This is a genomic window from Haloarchaeobius caseinilyticus (assembly GCF_051207395.1).
Taxonomy (GTDB): domain Archaea; phylum Halobacteriota; class Halobacteria; order Halobacteriales; family Natrialbaceae; genus Haloarchaeobius.
In genome coordinates this window covers 1,213,040-1,226,760 of sequence record NZ_JBPJZC010000001.1, presented here as the reverse complement: position 1 = coordinate 1,226,760, position 13,721 = coordinate 1,213,040, and the positions used below count along the sequence as shown (strand labels likewise).

The 13,721-nt window shown below is 63.1% G+C and carries 23 protein-coding genes; 5 read left to right on the top strand and 18 right to left on the bottom strand.

What is annotated here, in order from left to right; all coding sequences use genetic code 11:
* Positions 1-6 precede the first annotated feature (6 nt).
* Positions 7-1,404: a hypothetical protein gene (locus ACSC1P_RS06525; protein ID WP_435359327.1), complete on the top strand. Its 1,398-nt coding sequence runs from the start codon at positions 7-9 to the stop codon at positions 1,402-1,404.
* Positions 1,405-1,425: 21 nt separating this feature from the next.
* On the opposite strand, the gene ACSC1P_RS06520 is transcribed toward ACSC1P_RS06525, so the two are convergent.
* Complete coding sequence (locus ACSC1P_RS06520) at positions 1,426-1,842, bottom strand: hypothetical protein (RefSeq protein WP_435359326.1); 417 nt, start codon at positions 1,840-1,842, stop codon at positions 1,426-1,428.
* Positions 1,843-2,312: 470 nt separating this feature from the next.
* On the opposite strand from ACSC1P_RS06520, the gene ACSC1P_RS06515 reads away from it, so the two are divergent.
* Together ACSC1P_RS06515 and ACSC1P_RS06510 are read left to right on the top strand one after the other, a co-directional pair.
* Entirely contained in the window at positions 2,313-2,468 is a 156-nt protein-coding gene (locus tag ACSC1P_RS06515; RefSeq protein ID WP_435359325.1) for a hypothetical protein, read from the top strand.
* A gap of 3 nt (positions 2,469-2,471) precedes the next feature.
* The gene (locus ACSC1P_RS06510; RefSeq protein ID WP_435359324.1) at positions 2,472-2,627 is read left to right on the top strand and encodes a hypothetical protein; all 156 of its coding nucleotides are present in this window, start codon (positions 2,472-2,474) and stop codon (positions 2,625-2,627) included.
* Positions 2,628-2,760: 133 nt separating this feature from the next.
* Here the strand turns inward: ACSC1P_RS06510 and ACSC1P_RS06505 are convergent, their stop codons facing one another.
* The 15 genes from ACSC1P_RS06505 to ACSC1P_RS06435 all read right to left on the bottom strand — a co-directional run bounded on the left by ACSC1P_RS06505 (position 2,761) and on the right by ACSC1P_RS06435 (position 10,752).
* Positions 2,761-3,240 carry a type IV pilin domain-containing protein gene (locus ACSC1P_RS06505; protein ID WP_435359323.1) on the bottom strand — a complete coding sequence of 160 codons (480 nt, stop codon included), beginning with the start codon at positions 3,238-3,240 and terminating at the stop codon, positions 2,761-2,763.
* A gap of 2 nt (positions 3,241-3,242) precedes the next feature.
* A complete protein-coding gene (locus ACSC1P_RS06500; RefSeq protein WP_435359322.1) occupies positions 3,243-3,656 on the bottom strand; it encodes a type IV pilin domain-containing protein in 414 nt (137 codons plus the stop codon).
* A 771-nt stretch (positions 3,657-4,427) separates the two neighbouring features.
* Positions 4,428-5,522, bottom strand: a complete 1,095-nt coding sequence (locus tag ACSC1P_RS06495; RefSeq protein WP_435359321.1) for a tyrosine-type recombinase/integrase — start codon at positions 5,520-5,522, stop codon at positions 4,428-4,430.
* Entirely contained in the window at positions 5,519-5,818 is a 300-nt protein-coding gene (locus ACSC1P_RS06490; protein WP_435359320.1) for a hypothetical protein, read from the bottom strand. The genes ACSC1P_RS06495 and ACSC1P_RS06490 overlap by 4 nt, the downstream gene beginning before the upstream one ends.
* On the bottom strand, positions 5,818-5,988 hold the full coding sequence (locus ACSC1P_RS06485) for a hypothetical protein (protein ID WP_435359319.1): 171 nt from the start codon (positions 5,986-5,988) through the stop codon (positions 5,818-5,820). The genes ACSC1P_RS06490 and ACSC1P_RS06485 overlap by 1 nt, the downstream gene beginning before the upstream one ends.
* On the bottom strand, positions 5,985-6,563 hold the full coding sequence (locus ACSC1P_RS06480) for a hypothetical protein (protein ID WP_435359318.1): 579 nt from the start codon (positions 6,561-6,563) through the stop codon (positions 5,985-5,987). The genes ACSC1P_RS06485 and ACSC1P_RS06480 overlap by 4 nt, the downstream gene beginning before the upstream one ends.
* Entirely contained in the window at positions 6,556-6,768 is a 213-nt protein-coding gene (locus ACSC1P_RS06475) for a hypothetical protein (protein ID WP_435359317.1), read from the bottom strand. Before ACSC1P_RS06475 ends, ACSC1P_RS06480 begins: the two co-directional genes overlap by 8 nt.
* A complete protein-coding gene (locus ACSC1P_RS06470) occupies positions 6,761-6,901 on the bottom strand; it encodes a hypothetical protein (RefSeq protein ID WP_435359316.1) in 141 nt (46 codons plus the stop codon). The genes ACSC1P_RS06475 and ACSC1P_RS06470 overlap by 8 nt, the downstream gene beginning before the upstream one ends.
* Entirely contained in the window at positions 6,898-7,251 is a 354-nt protein-coding gene (locus tag ACSC1P_RS06465) for a hypothetical protein (RefSeq protein ID WP_435359315.1), read from the bottom strand. Before ACSC1P_RS06465 ends, ACSC1P_RS06470 begins: the two co-directional genes overlap by 4 nt.
* Complete coding sequence (locus ACSC1P_RS06460; protein WP_435359314.1) at positions 7,248-7,832, bottom strand: J domain-containing protein; 585 nt, start codon at positions 7,830-7,832, stop codon at positions 7,248-7,250. Before ACSC1P_RS06460 ends, ACSC1P_RS06465 begins: the two co-directional genes overlap by 4 nt.
* Complete coding sequence (locus ACSC1P_RS06455; RefSeq protein ID WP_435359313.1) at positions 7,832-8,050, bottom strand: hypothetical protein; 219 nt, start codon at positions 8,048-8,050, stop codon at positions 7,832-7,834. Before ACSC1P_RS06455 ends, ACSC1P_RS06460 begins: the two co-directional genes overlap by 1 nt.
* Positions 8,050-8,181, bottom strand: coding sequence for a hypothetical protein (locus tag ACSC1P_RS06450; RefSeq protein ID WP_435359312.1), 132 nt, complete (start codon positions 8,179-8,181; stop codon positions 8,050-8,052). Before ACSC1P_RS06450 ends, ACSC1P_RS06455 begins: the two co-directional genes overlap by 1 nt.
* Positions 8,178-8,687, bottom strand: coding sequence for a hypothetical protein (locus ACSC1P_RS06445; protein ID WP_435359311.1), 510 nt, complete (start codon positions 8,685-8,687; stop codon positions 8,178-8,180). The genes ACSC1P_RS06450 and ACSC1P_RS06445 overlap by 4 nt, the downstream gene beginning before the upstream one ends.
* Positions 8,687-9,844, bottom strand: coding sequence for a helix-turn-helix transcriptional regulator (locus ACSC1P_RS06440; protein ID WP_435359310.1), 1,158 nt, complete (start codon positions 9,842-9,844; stop codon positions 8,687-8,689). The genes ACSC1P_RS06445 and ACSC1P_RS06440 overlap by 1 nt, the downstream gene beginning before the upstream one ends.
* Complete coding sequence (locus tag ACSC1P_RS06435) at positions 9,841-10,752, bottom strand: DUF7845 domain-containing protein (RefSeq protein ID WP_435359309.1); 912 nt, start codon at positions 10,750-10,752, stop codon at positions 9,841-9,843. Before ACSC1P_RS06435 ends, ACSC1P_RS06440 begins: the two co-directional genes overlap by 4 nt.
* 239 nt (positions 10,753-10,991) lie before the next feature.
* On the opposite strand from ACSC1P_RS06435, the gene ACSC1P_RS22115 reads away from it, so the two are divergent.
* Both ACSC1P_RS22115 and ACSC1P_RS06425 read left to right on the top strand, forming a co-directional pair.
* Positions 10,992-11,273, top strand: a complete 282-nt coding sequence (locus tag ACSC1P_RS22115) for a helix-turn-helix domain-containing protein (protein ID WP_492764733.1) — start codon at positions 10,992-10,994, stop codon at positions 11,271-11,273.
* 67 nt (positions 11,274-11,340) lie between these two features.
* Positions 11,341-11,787, top strand: coding sequence for a hypothetical protein (locus ACSC1P_RS06425; RefSeq protein ID WP_435359308.1), 447 nt, complete (start codon positions 11,341-11,343; stop codon positions 11,785-11,787).
* A 293-nt stretch (positions 11,788-12,080) separates the two neighbouring features.
* Here ACSC1P_RS06425 and ACSC1P_RS06420 read toward each other — a convergent pair whose 3' ends face one another.
* Complete coding sequence (locus ACSC1P_RS06420) at positions 12,081-12,329, bottom strand: hypothetical protein (RefSeq protein WP_435359307.1); 249 nt, start codon at positions 12,327-12,329, stop codon at positions 12,081-12,083.
* A 333-nt stretch (positions 12,330-12,662) separates the two neighbouring features.
* Entirely contained in the window at positions 12,663-13,670 is a 1,008-nt protein-coding gene (locus ACSC1P_RS06415) for a Cdc6/Cdc18 family protein (protein ID WP_435359306.1), read from the bottom strand.
* Positions 13,671-13,721 lie beyond the last annotated feature (51 nt).

Below are 13,721 nucleotides of genomic sequence, written 5' to 3'. Positions count from 1 at the left end.
TCCGATATGGCCTACGACACCGGCTGGGACGTCCCGGCCAGCGCCGCCGTGTCGTTCGACCCGCCCGCGACGGCGGTCGGCGTCCGTGACGGCGACGCCTTCCGCGACGCCTACGCCGCGTTCTTTCGGGGGGAGCTAGCGACCGAACTCGACCGGACACTCGACAATGACGCCCTCCACCGCATCGCGAACCGACTGAAGACGCTCTCGTGGTCGCCGGCGTACGCCCGCTACGCCCACCCCGGGGACCAGCACGAACTGACCGGACTCACTCGCGTCGTGCAGGCGTACGCTCGCGCCGGAGCCGACCTCCAGTCCACCCGTCGCCCCGACTACTGGCGACATGAGGCGACGCGCGAGTGGGTGTTCGACACCGCCGCCGAGTGCGACGACTGTGACCTGCGTGACTGTTCGCTCGTCGACGGGACCGCGAGTATCGTCGTCTGCTGTGAGAAACACCACCGCGAGGCCCACCGCCGCTTCGTCGAGGCGACCAGTAGCGAGCCGAAACCGCCGACGCCCGACGAACCGTTCGACCTCGCCGAACGGTTGGACGCGGAGGAACTCCCGACCGGCGCAGCCCGACGGCTCACCGAAATCGCGGCCTACGACCCGCACGCCGTCCGCCCAGTCGTCGACAGCCTGCTCGCTGCGTGGGAGTCCCAGCGCGGCGCTATCGTGGTCTCACGCGAGTTCCTCCAGCCGGTGACGGCCGTCCTGACCCACCTCGGCACTATCGACAGTCGGGTCCGCGAACGCTTCGTCGCCTCGCTCGCGGACGATGACGCACCCATCCGCCAGTCCGCGGCGGCCGCCATCGCCTCGCTCGCGTGGGAACGCCCCGACGCGCTCCTCGACGTGGACGACGGCGCGGTCGTCCCCCGTCTCGTCACCATGCTCGACGAGGATGCCGCAGACTCGCGCGAGCAAGCCCTCTCCGCGCTCCGGGAGTTCGCCCGCTCGCACCCTCACCTCGTCGAAGCCTACACCGGCCGCATCGCCGCGTGCGTCACCGACGACGACCCCGGCTGTTCCTTCCTCGCCGGCGTCACCCTCGCAATCTTGACGCGTTCGACGCCCGAACTCGGCGCACGTCGCGTCGACCACTTTACTTGGCTGGCCGAGCGCGACGGCCCCGCGCGCCTGCCCGGCGTCGTCGGCCTGGCCACGCTCGCCCGGCACGGCTACGACGTACCCCTCTCTGGCGACCCGGTCGTCCTCACGCGCCAGTTCGCCGACCCGACGCGCTACCCCCAGCGCGTCGTCCGCGAAGCCATCTACGCACTCGGCACGCTCGGCGGTCCTGGCGAACTCGACCACGTGGACTGGGTGGACGACTGCTCGCGCAGTGACGCCCTCGCCCACGCCTGTGAAGAAGCGCGCGACCGACTGTTCGTCACCTGATTCTGTCGTCGCTCGCGCCCGTCACTGTCCGAGTAAATCCAGCCGGTCACCACCCTCTGGGTCGTCTTCCCAGTTCGCTTCGTCCAGTACGACCGTCGAGACCATCGCCGCGAACTCGCGCGCCGTCGCCTCGTCGTGTAGGTAGTAACAGCTCCCCATCGTCGCCCCGAACGTGTGGCGCACCTCCGTCACCGGGTTCGACGAATCGCCGACGATGCGCTCTACCTCCTCGGCTGCGATGTCCTGCAGCCGCGCCTTCGCGTCGTCGGTCAGGCGCTTGCCCGTCGGCAGCAGGTCGTACGCGAGCGAGTAGCCCGCGTCCTCCTCGTCGACGACGAACAGGGCTTCGCCCGCTCGCTCTGCCTCCTCGAAGGCCGCTTCGTGTTCCTCGGCGCTTCGACAGACTGGGACGGACTCGGCCGTATGCGTCTTCGGCATGCCCGACGGTAACTGACCTGCACCAATGAGCGTTGCCACTCCAGACGTGACGCACGTCGCGACAGCCACGTCTCTCGAGTGTTGGGTCCTCAGGAAGGGGGTTGGGGGGAGTATGGGGGTGGCGACAGCGCAATGCTGTGTTGCCAATTACTCCTATGGCAAGCAGGGCATTAACGATTGATTCTAATTGATGAGTGCTTTCCGGAACCCGACTCTAACTGTTTAGAATAATTTCTGGGCCGAAATGTCTGGAACGTCCGAATTCGGGGGATTGAGGCGTTCTATTGGTGATTTCGGATGGTTTCGGTTGGTCCGTGGAATACTCCGCTGTTGGGGCACCAATCGGTGTCGGCTGCGCGTGCCGTCGCCGACGTGTGCGCGTCGCGCTCGCCGTCGCGATGGCGTCCCGCCGAGGACGACAGACGAAACACCTCCAAGGATTTTCACGTACTCGGCCGCAATCGCGAAGCATGGCCTCCGCGAGAGAAGTGATCAGCGTCCTCGTCGCGCTCGAATTCGTCCTGCTGGGCGTCTTCGTGCTGTTCATCGCGCCGCTCGAATCCATACTCGGTGTGATTCCGCTGATGCTCGTGTTTACCGTCGCGCTGGTCGCATACTGGCGGTGATACGTGACCGCGACCGACGCACTCCTCGACGAGACCGACGACGCCGGCTGGCAGCACGTCGAGATGCACGATCTTCGTCGGACCTGGGCCATTTCTCTCACGTCGGCTGACGGCGAGGCTATGGTTGCCTGCGACTTGGGGACGGCTGGAACGACTTAGAGACGTTCCTCGACCACTAAGAGAGACGCACTCGCTAGAGGCGCAGTTGAGAGAGCGTGGGAAGATGAAGTGGTTGTAGGTCGTCAGCGCTGCCGCTAATCGGCGTGAAAAATGAAGGAAAGTGTTCCCGTGATTACGGGAGCTGGTCTTCTGCGATAATCTGACTGGAGTCACCCGAACTGGCGGTCCAAGTGATGATTACCTTATCACCACTGCTCCAGTCACTACCACTAGCGTGCTCTACGGTAGCGCTCGAGCCTGCTGACCAGCTAGTAATACCGGGCGAGGACGCCCAACGGGTCTCGCCTGCGGTAGAGTTCACCGTCGTTCCAGAGACGCTGAAGGTGAGCGTGGAATTATCCACAGTACCGCCACCATTGTGCTTAATGGTGACCGTTTCACCAGCCGCGTCCCAAGCCGCTGAGTCTGCTCCTGCACTCTTATCGTACGAGAATTCCCAGTTGGCCTGGGGTGCACTCTCTTGATTACCGCCGATGTTGAGCACGAACGCCCCGATGACTGCGGCCAAGATCACTGTTATAGCAACCATTAAGATAACACCAATAACGGGTGAAACCGCATCTTCTTCGGTGAATACGTTACGGAGTTCCATTTTCAGGGAACCTGCGATTCAGCGATGATTTGGCTGGAGTCTCCGGAGCTAGCCGTCCAGGTGACGCTCACAGTGGTACCAGAGGATGCGCCGCCGTGGGTGCAGGCACTGGTGTTCAGGAATCCACCAGCAGAGACACTGCCTTGGTCGAGGTCACAGTTCCCGGAGAGTGCGCCAGTAGCCGAAAGCTGGTCGGTGTTCAGCGTGTCACCGCCGCCGTGGGTGATTTCAACGTTGTTACCGCCCGGGTAGGCGAAGTCAAGCTGGGCCTGCGGAGCCGACTCCTGATTCCCGCCGATGTTTAGTACGAATGCGCCGATAACTGCTGCGAGGATGACCGTAATCGCGACCATCAGGATAACTCCGATAACCGGCGAAACAGCGTCGTCCTCAGTGAAGAGGTTTTTGAGTTCCATGTTTGCGTGTATCCCACACCTTCGCGGCTGCGAGTTCCTGCCAAGGGGAAGGAGGCAGGTATCCCACCTCGCACCGTCAGGTGTTATCCAGTCCACGCCATTCGTTCGGGATAAAGGTACCGAAGTATGAAATCTTACTGACGGTAATCGCCCATTAGCAACCACCTTCAGCACCCACTTGCGTCCCGTCAAGCCCCCATTGAAATGCAGATAGATAGTTTAACACCCCGGAAACCGCATTATTATCGACTGTGATAACTTCAGTCGCCGTGAATGATGCGACGATTGACTACTTTCGCCCACGGCCGACAGGCTTAATTATACGCTCGAACTGCTGATTGGCCAATAACTCGCGCGCGGAGCGGTGTCGTCACTCGTCTGATGTTGCACCACGAAAGCGACGGGTGAAAATATCGTGTGGGATACGATAGCGAGGTTGCATGGATACGCCCCCGCCCATTGCTACTGGTAGTGGCCATACACATAATGGGGTGACAGTAGTTGCACGTTCTGAGAAGACCCCTCGGCACACACGACCGGCGTCTGTGCAGGTCGGCGTCGACGACGGGCTTTCTGCCGGGCTGTGACGACGCTCGGACGTAGAATTGTCGCCATCGAGGATCGGCACTGCTCGTCGTCCGGTCAAAAATCGGCTTCAGAAGGTTGTACCACGGTACAAACCTGCCGCTTACGAAACTGTTCGCCGCAAAAGTTAGTGGGACCGCCGAGGTCCGCAGTTCGGGTTCTGCGCAGACCGTCCTCTCTCGCGGGTCACTGCTCGTCACCTCCGTCGTCGAGGAAGTCGCGACGAGACTGCATCCGGCGGAGCGGGTCAGGGTGGTCGTAGTGGTTCCGGATGACCTCCGGCGTCGCGTTCACACGCTCCGCGACGACCTCCGGCGGCCAGCCCTCGTCCCGCATGTGAGTAATCGCGCCCGACCGGATCGGGTGCGGGGAACGGCTCGACGGGCACTGGGCTTCCAGACCGTGCTCTAACGCCTCGCAGGTCTGGGTGTCTCGGCCGTGCGGACACACTCCGTAGTGGCACGGCTGGGTCATGATGTAGACCTCCCTCCGAATGCTCGATGTCGACACACGCGCGTTCTTGCCCTTCTCCGTCGTGAATAGCGGTCGACGGCCATCCTCGTCGGTACGTTCGACGCGGTTGACCTCGATGTACTCCTGTAGCCAGTCGGCGACCTCGCGCGACAGGGCGACAGGGCGTTCACCGTCGAACTTGTTCTTCAACGGCGTCTCCGGCGGGCGGTGCCGGAAGTAGAGGAACGGGAGTTCGACGTTCTGCAGGGCTTCGGCGTCGATGTCGTCCTGATGCTGGAGTCGCTCCAGGTCGGACTCCTCGAAGAAGCAGTCGTCGAGGTCGAGTGCGCGAGCGCCCCCGAGTCGGCAGCCCGTGTGCCAGACCGTTTCGAACTGCACGTGCTTCCGAGACGCGCGTTCGTAGCGCGCCAGCTTCTTTCGGATCGTCTTCGCGCGCTCGTGTGGGAGCTTCTCCTCGGAAACTCGGTCTGCGAGGTCGGCCGACGGGACCTCGACCTTTGCTGGGAGGTTGTCGTCGACAGCGTCGATGCGCGCGCAGAACTGGATGAAGCGCTTGAGCGTCCCCATCTGGTTGTTCAGCGTCGAGGCAGCGAGTCCCTCGGCGCGTCGGGCGGAGTCGTACCGGAAGATGTCTCGGCTGGTGAGGTCGTTCAGGTTGTCGACGTTGCCTTCCTGTTCGCACCAGCGGATGAACACTGCCAGACGGTAGCGGTAGCTGCTGATCGTTTGCTCCGACCGCGTCGCTGCCATGTGGTCGAGCCACATTTCGAGCGCCTCGCGCGGCTTGATGGGTTCGAGGTCGCTCATCGCGGAAGCACCTCCATCGCGGCAGGCGTGCCGTCGTCATCGTCGTCGAAGTGGTCCAAGTGGTCGAGGTACCACTGGACGCGGCGGTGTTCGGTGAGCCACTCGCCGAACGGGGTGAGTTCCCACGCGGTCTCTCCGGCGTCTTCGTCCCACCAGGCGTTCAGAAGTCCGGCCTGCCAGAGTCGCGTGAGTGAGTCGTGGACTGCGTGACCGGGTTCCAGTTCGCTGAAGATTCGCGAGTCGCGGAGTTCGGAGAGGTCGCGCGTCGGTGGTCGAGGCGGAGCGTCGTCGGACATCACGCACCACCCCGATGGTCGACGACGTGGGCCTTCTCGGAAGGTTCGACCAGATAGGCTGACCGAGCGGAGAAACGACGGGCAAGCGCCTCGTCTTCTACTCGGCAGACGAGGTCGCCGTCGAGGAACACGTCCCACGCGGTGGCAGACGCACAGTTGGAGTCGGTCATTGGCTTCGTCCTCCGTCGGTGGCGAACTCCATCAGACTGGCATCGCCCCAGTTCGACGGGTTGCAGTCCTCGTGGAGCCAGCCGTCAGGGGAGCGGTCGGCGCAGGTCGCATCGAGAGGCAGCCCGCAGCGGGCGCACTCGCGTTGAGACCACGGCTTGACATCGAACCCGAAGCCCGTGACCTCAATCGAAAGACCCGTCACGGGGTCTTTTCCATGTGGGTCCCGCTGACTTGGCAGGTCTTCGGCATCGACGAGTGTGAGCGTCTTCTTGCCCGGGAGCCGCCCAATTGCCTCTCGGTTTCGGTCCGGGACTTTTCCGAGGTTTGGGATGCAGAGACGGTGTGCTTCGTTTCCAAATCCGTCGTGGAACGACGAACGGAGACACGCAACACCGAAGTCCGTCATTATGTAGAACGAGAGGCACGGGCGTGGGTCCTCCTCGGCGTTCACGTCGGGACAGTTCTCGAACTGTGAGTCGTAGACGCGAAGTGCAGTCGACTCGTCGACGTCGTCGAGCGTCGGGCGCTCGGTACTGTTCGTCGATGTAGTCGACTCAGCGTGAGAGTCAGTCATCGTAAATCGCCCTCCAGTAGCAGTCCCGGTTGCAGTATGGCCCTTTCAGCAGACCGCCCGCCTGCATGAACTTGTGGTCGTGGTCCTCGTCGGGAACATCCCGGCCGCAGGTGCGGCACATCTTCTGTTCTAGGACCTGCTCGTTGTGCTCGTCTATCTCGCGCTGCATCTTCTCGATGCGCGCCTTGCCGTGTTCGTTAGACATGGACGGCCCTCCGGAACCGCGAGAAATCCTCTCGACGAGTCCAGGGTCGGACGACGGCGGCTCCGGCGCCGTAGGCCCAGACGGTCGCACCGAGCAGGTGTTCTCGTGCGATAGCGCAGCGTGACTCGCTCATGGCAGCAACCTCCGAATGAGCGACTTACCGGGCTCAGTTCTGTCGGGGGGTTGTTCGGCGGCTTCTGCTTTTTCTGCTGCCTCTTCGAGGGCTGAAGCGATTTCGCGGGCCTGCTCAGGAGTGAGTCCGTGGTACGAGTAGAGGCTCGGTTGCTCGGTTTCGGAGTAGGTCGTTCCCGCGCTGAGTCCGATGTCGGGGCCGTCTTGGTGAATCTCGATTCCGGCCTCGATGTCTCCGCGGTAGGCGTCGAGGACGCCACGGAAGAGGTCGCACTCGATGAGGGCACGGTTGTATCCGCTGGGCGTAATCGACAGGATGTCGACGGGCCTGTCGTCGGTCGAGTCGCTCATGCGGAATCACCCAGAAGCGCGTCTTTCGCGGTCTGCACGCGTTTGAATTCGTCTTCGCTGCCGCCCGCGTCGGGGTGTGCTTCGGCGACGCGTTCGCGGTACGCGGACCGAACCTCGCTGGGCCCAGCATCTCGATCGACGCCGAGGACGGCGTGCGCTGGGGGTTCGCCTGCGATGGCGTCTTCACCAGCGCTGGGGAGTCGTGCCGCGGCGTACTCGTCTTCACCCGTGCGCACGGGGCGTTGGGCGCGCATCCGCGTCTCGTGAAGCCAGAGGTAGACCTCGCGGACGTTGTCGCGGAGGTCGGCGTAGTCGTCGCAGCCGACAGCGTACTGCTCGCCGTCTTTGCTCCACTGGAGGACGAACCCGGGGTCGTCGGGGCGCGCGTTGTGGAGCGGCAGACCGTTCGACTTCGTGTGCTGGTTGCCGGTCGAGCACCGCCAGTCGTCGGGGTCGAGCCGGTCGAGTTCTGTCGCGAGGTCCTTCGTCGTCGAACCGAGCGACGCGCTGAACTTGCTGGTCTGGGAACGCTCGCCGGGTGGCGTGCGGTCGCCGAGGCTGGCGGGCCAGTCGAGCGACATCAGGCCTCACCTCGCTCGTTTGCGTTCTGTCCGCAGTTGGGACAGATGACTCCGTTCTGCAGGTCGACGGTGAACTGTTCGCCGCAGTCGCAGTCGACTGTGTCTGGCGTGATGTTCGAGACGCCGAGGGAGTAGCCGAGTTCGCGGTTGATGATGGACTCCAGTTCCTCGACGCGCTGTTCAAGGTCGTGGATGCGGTCCTCGTTGCTGTCGTACATCACGCGGTCACCTCCTCGGCCTCGTCGAGTTGGTCGACGTGGCGGTGACAGACGCCGAGTGCGGGGATAGCCGGGTTACCGCAGCGGTCGCCTCTGACGTTCGTGGCCCGGCACTCAGGTCGGTCGCTCACTGGTCGTCACCTCCGGCGCCGTCGCAGGGGAGGTGGTTCGGCATGTTCCCGAACTCTTCGCCACAGTGCGGGCAGGGGTGGCGTTCGTGTTTCGTGCCCTTCGAGCGGTGTCCGGCCTCGCTGGCCAGGATACCGCTCGTGAGTTTCTTCCCACCGTCGGTCTCGACGCGCCGGACGGTCGCCCACCGGCCGAGTTCCGTCTCGATGCCGTCGTCGGTCTCGGGCAGCTCGCTGACGACGCCGTCCCACATGATGCGGACCGGCCGGAGTTCGAGGTCGACTTCGACGCTCGACAGCGGGCGCGCGCCCATCGTGGTCTCGTTCAGGTCGGCGACCGTGCCGTACTCGGTGACGACGTTGCCGCTGTTGCTGTGGTACTCGACGGCGACCTCGTAGCCCGTGGTGAGCGTTTGGATGCCTGCCGGGTCACGGTAGTCGTTCTCCGGGTGAGCCGGCGCAGGATGGGCGTCGAAGTCGCTCGCGCGCTGGAACTCGTCGACCGCCATCAGTTCTCACCTCCATCGGTGAAGAATGGGTGCCGGTCGTCGAACTCGCGTTCGAAGCGTGCTGCTTCGCCGACGAAGGCCTCGTCGGTCCACCCGCCAGCCGTCCACTGTTCGGCGAGGTGGGTCAGCAGCGAGTTCTGGTAGGACAGCATGTCCGCGACATCTTCCAGGGCATCGGCCTGTCGCTCGGCTGCGTCGGCCAGTCGCTCGCGTTCGTGGCCGCCGTCCGTTGCGACTTCTTCGACCCGGTAGAGTTCGGGTTCTTCGCCGTAAATCTTGAGCAGAGCCTCGTTCTGGTCGAGTTCAGGGTTCGTCGGATTGCGGTCTTCGTCGTCGCTCGTTCGAGTGCGGATGGCGTAGTCTTCGCCGTCGCAGCCTCGCATGTCGCTGGTGACGTACCGGAGACGAACGACGAGGTTCGGTGCCTCGATGTACTTCTCGGGGAGGTAGAGCCTGTGTTCGTCCGCGGTGAGCGTCCCGGCGTACTCTCTGCCGCCGTCGGTCGCGGTCTCGCGCACGGTCCAGCCGCAGGTGTCCGCGAGGTGGCGCGTGCGGTTCTCGACGAGTTCGCGGGACTCGTCGTTCAGAGTGTACTCGTAGGTTCGCTTGTCCAGTTCCGTCTTCTCGATGAGCGCGAGGTTGTAGAGTGCGTCGAGGTTCGAGTACAGTCGGCCGTGGTTGATGTCCTCGGCGTAGAAGTCGTCGAGTTCGTCCTTGATGGCGAGGCCGTAGGGCGTCTCACCGTCGGACTCCATCCGGTAGATCGAATCGAGGAGGTCACGCTGGAATCCGGTCAGGTCACTCCACGCGACGCCGCCGTCGGCGAGAATCTGCTGGTGGTCGGTAGGTTCTTTGCGAGTGGTGTCGGTGGTTTGACTCATGGTGTTCGTTGAATGTCTGCTGTGAGTGGTCCGTGCGCGCGATGCGATGAGCGAGAGGCGGTCGTTGAGCATCGCCTGGGGATGCACGACGTGACGTACCTGGCCGAGAATCACGGCGGCCCGCGGCCGCCAGGTGGTTTGCTGGGTGCGCCGCTTTGCGAGCCGTGCGTGAACGAGTTCATTCGACTCGATGGCGTCCGCCCGGAGCAGTACCGGGCGGTGTTGGCGGAGTTGGACGTGTCGCGGCTTCGAGACCGTGCGGAATAGGGCGTTCACGCGGTGTCCTCCGTGAGCGTGAGCGTGCTGGGGTCGACGCGAACGATTTTCTCACAGCGGTGAACGCTGGTTGTGTCGTGCAGTCCGACGTCGAGGAGCGTGTCGTCGCCGAGCACGCCGCGGATGATTCCGCGTGCGAGGCTGAGGTGGTCGTTGGGCGGGACGTGCGTGGTTTCGACGAGGAGGACGCTCGCGGCGAACTCGCCCGCGGGCTGGTAGGGGTCGCCGGTCTCGTACGCGACGTGCCCTGGGGAGTATGGTCGCAGGCCGAACAGGGCGTGCTGGCCGTGGTGTTCGGCATTGAACTGGAACGCGGGCAGTTCGTGCTCGGGGGCCTGTGTGGTGGCGAGTCCGCTCGGTACGGTTTCGACCGTGACCGCCCACGTTCGGTCGTCGATGTCGACCGTGGTGGTGTGGTCGTCGAGACTGCCGTGGTCGTGCGCGGTCTGGTACGCACGCACGTCGTCGGCGAACACGAACCGCGCTCGGAACTGGTGCGGGCGTTCGAGCCGCAGACAACTCGGGCACACGACGCGCCCGTCGAACTCGCGCAGTCCGGCCCGCAGTCGCGTCCGCCCGCAGTCATCACACGTCCCGTACTCGTCACTCGCGTGTTCGGGGATCGGCGTGCCACCGTCGGTGAGCGTGGTCTGTTCGGTGCTGTCGGTCGTGGTCGCGTCGCAGTCGGTGCAGGCGTCCTGCCACTCGAACACGACGCCACCGCACTCGGGGCACTGGCTGGCGTAGTCGTTTTCGAGCAGGCTCAGTTCCTTCGAGGAGAGTTCACGGCCGCCGTCCGCGATGAGGATACCGTCCTCGACGAGAATCACTGCGTCGTCGTCGTTCTCAGTCTGTGCGCTGTCGGTCGATGCGGGCGATTCAAGACCCGCTGGGTCGTTTGCGTACATGGCTTTCGTGCCTGTATCACGAAGGCCCACGCAGGCCGATGCTCTAACATCGGGCCCGCAATTTTCCTGCGAACCCGTGCTCGGAGAGCGGCGGGTCCGCGCGGAACCTTCGTTAAGCACAGAACTGTATTCGGGGTATATAATTCTTAGGAACAGTTCTATGCTTCTGCGATACAGATAGATGCTCATGAAACCGTTCATGAGAATAATAATGTCGGCCGATTCTGCACTGTGGCTTAATGCGCCCTCGTCTCGCTTCGTGGATGACTCCAGTTGATCGAGCCATTCTGGAACGGCTGAAGAACGAGGGGAACGCAGAACTTGTCCTTGCCCCCCGGCCAATTTCAGACAACACTGATTACGCGCGAAGCACCGTTCGAAGGCATCTCCTTGAACTGAAAGAACACGGGCTCGTGGAATATTACGACGAGTCTGCTTCGATATACAAACTGACCGACCTCGGCAGAGCGTACCTGAAGGGCCTCGTCGACGCCGACGAACTGGAAGACGACAAAGAGTGACACGCACCGGGCATCGGTTTTGATAACGCCCGGTGAATTTATACCAAATTGATACTAGTGTCGGCGCATGGCGCGACGTAGTACGCATCAAGTGACAGTTCGGGAGGGAACGGGCGAGAAATACTGGTACACGCTGGCGGGCCACGCCGCCGGTACTATCCTTGCAGCGGCATACATCGCGTGGGTCTTGTCGGGGTCGCCGAATTCGAGCGTCGCCGGGATGTTCTCGGGTGTGATAATGCTCGGGCTCGCGGTCGTGTCGCTCTCGATCTACCCGGCGCTGTTCAAGGACTCGGCGTACCTTCGTGGAACCCGCGCCCGTTGGAAGCCGGAGTGGTGGAAGTACATGGCCGGTGGGCTTGGTGCGCCGCTGGTCGTGTACTTCGCGGGGAAGGCAGCAATTTGGGGGGCAGATGTTGCCTTCGCGTTCGCAGTGTTCGCGTTCGTGGCGTCGTCGTTCGCGGTCTCGGTGTCGTACCTGTACAACCGCCACCAGTACGTCGGCGTCCCCTAACGTCGGATGAAGTGGATATGCGACGCGTGCAGTGAAGTTCACTCGGCGAATCCGTCGGAGTGCAAGAACTGTGATTCGACGATTTTGACGCAGTATCGCGAGCGACCGGCGACGGAGTCGCAGGCGGGGACAGTGTCCTCGACGCCACCCCCACCGGCCGATATTGAGTACTCGGACCGGGTCGAGAAGGTTGCGTACTGGACCGAGAGGCTGGTCTATCTGTTCGCAGCCACGGCGTTCGTTGGGCTGGTTGCAGTCCTGCTTTACTGGCAACTCGTCTGAAGAAGGGGCTTTCACGCGAGTCCCTCCAGTCCGAGCTGTCGCAGTGCGTTTTCTCCCCAGGCGGGCACGTCGCCGCTGGTGAGTTTGTCGGCGATGCGGCCCTGTGAGTTCTCGAAAACGCCGAACTCGTAGCTACGGCCGTCGTTCTCGATGCGGACGATGGCGTCGTACCCGCGGCCGTCGTCGGGCAGGATTTCGACATCGAGGTCGTGGCGGTCGCGGCGCTTGTCCGACACAGTGAGCGTCGTCTCTCGGTACATTTCGACCGGGAGTCAGAGACCCTACGTAAAAGGCAAAGGGCGGGCGTCAACGGAAAACACCCGATAATGGCTCTCGCGCGTGTTCGCTGGCAGTAGGAGCCGTCTACTGCCGTCAACGGAAATCATCGGAAGTCAACGGAAGGCCGCCGTCTTGCGGTTTTCCCGTCAACGGAAACGGACGAGAACTCTGTCTGGGAGTACACTTTTCTAGTTCCGGACACTACTGTGATATGCCGCTGTGCGAGCAGCAGCGGCGATCCAGACGAAAATCTTCAGGACTTTCTGGCCGGAGATGCCACCCGGCCATCGGCACCCTCTCAATCCGTTCTCGAATCAGGTGTTGTAGGCGGTGTCGTAGGTCTTCCCGCGACCGCGGCCCTCCGTCTCGATGAGTCCTTCGCGTTCCATCGAGGCGAGCCAGCCGCGCCGCGTCGAGGACGCCCGCGGGCTCGTGGCCTGTTCGATGTAGGTCGCATGCAACTCGGTCGCGCCGACCGGGCCATGTTCACGGATGATTTCGTACATGAGTCGCTGGTGCGTGCTGAGTTTCTCGACGTAGCGCGTGGCGATTTCCTTCTGGGCGTCGTCGACGATGCTGTCTATCACGTCGATGTCGATGGTCGCCAGTCCCTCTCGGCGACCGTGGCGAGCAGCGCGGCGGAGGATGCCGATTCCGAGGCGGGCGTCGCCTCCTGCGAGCAGGGCGACGTACTCTACGGTTTCGCGGTTGACGACGCCGGGTGTGAACGCCCACTTTGCACGGGCCCAGAGGATGTCGAACATCTCGCTCGTCGTGTATGGGTCGAGGTCAGCCGTAACGCACGAGCGAAGTCTGGAGACGACACGCTGTTCGGCGCCTCGATAGAACGCGTCGCCGTTGACACAGACGAGGAAGAGGCAGACGTTCGGTAGCTCGTAGAGTGAGAGCAGGACGGTCGGGTCGTCGAGCACGTCGACCTCGTCGATGACGGCGACGAACTGGCCATCGAACTCGCGGAGACGCTCGACGAACGTCGAGGCGGGCGTGCCTTCTTTGCGTAGATCGCCGCCGAGTCCGCCATCTCTGAGTAGCGAGTAGAGTGCGGAGGCTTTCGTCGATTCGGTGACGCAGTTCACGTAGCCCCAAGACACGTCGAAGGTTTCGCGTTCGAGCTGCTCGCAGGTGTGTTTCGCGAGCGTGGTCTTGCCGGTGCCGCTGGGGCCGGTGAGAAGGATGTGGTCGCCGTGGCCGCCGTCGACGAGTGGGGAGAGTGCGGCTGTGAGAACGTCGATTTCGCCGTCCCGGTGGTAGAGGTCGTGCGGGACAACTTGGTCACGGAGTGCCCGCGCGTCGTCTATCATGTCGACACGGTACAAAGACAGGACAGGTAACAGTTAGCCGGGCAGGGTGAA